This is a genomic window from Mycolicibacterium pyrenivorans, assembly GCF_025821625.1.
GTDB classification, from domain to species: domain Bacteria; phylum Actinomycetota; class Actinomycetes; order Mycobacteriales; family Mycobacteriaceae; genus Mycobacterium; species Mycobacterium pyrenivorans.
Window position 1 is genome coordinate 1 of record NZ_JACKSH010000265.1, and the last position, 879, is coordinate 879.

Annotated in this window: 1 pseudogene; it reads left to right on the forward strand. The window is 64.8% G+C overall.

Annotation, left to right across the window (positions count from 1 at the left end):
• A pseudogene (locus H7I57_RS34080) lies at positions 1-879 on the forward strand (ATP-binding protein); the annotation flags it as partial.

Consider the following 879-nt stretch of genomic DNA (forward strand, 5'->3'; position numbering starts at 1 on the left):
GTGACCCGGAGACGGTGAACCGGGCCGTCGCCGACGTCGCCCGCACCTACCGCGGCCAGAACATCGGCTCGAAACGGTGGCGCGGCAGCCAGCCCACACTGTGGCGGGCGTTCGCCCCGGGCGGGGAGCGCCGCGCCTCTCTCGACGAGTTCCGCAACCCGACCACCACCAAGCGGTTCGCGCCGTTCGTCCCGCTGCTGGCGAGCAAGCTCGGCAACAACACCGGCGTCCCGTTGGGGATGAACCTGACCAGCCCCGGGCTGCGCGACGTCGTTCTCCTCGATGTCCTCAACGCGCCGGCCCGCGAGAACCCGGCGAATCTGGTGATCTGCGGCTCCCCGGGCCGCGGCAAATCGCATGCGACGAAGAATTTGAGCCGCTCGTGGCTCAAACTCGGCGCCGGTCTGCATTTATTCGATCCCACCGACGCCCGTGAACACGAAACAGCGTTGGCCGATTTCGACGATAAAGTCGTCATTGATGTCACTCGCATGAATTTCAGCCTCGATGGATTGCGGGTTTTTCCTTATAAAGAAGCAGCAGAACGCACCATCGACCATTTGCTACCGCAATTGGGATTGTCGCCGTTGAGCCGGGGCGCTCAGCGGCTGTGGGGGCTGCTGGCCCCGGAGTCACGCGAGGCCAACGGCATCGGCAGCACCGCGCAGCTGATCAGATATCTCCGCGAGATGCCCACTGCGCGGCGCACCGACGCCGACGAAGATCTGCTCATCGGGTTGGAAGGCCTGGCCGCCCAACGCCTGCTGCGGCCACTGTTCGATGAGTCTCTGCCCGTTCCCGACATCGCCACCACCCAATGCGTGATCTGGAATTTCGCCGGACTCAAGCTGCCCACGGTCACCGAGGAATACCAGGCCC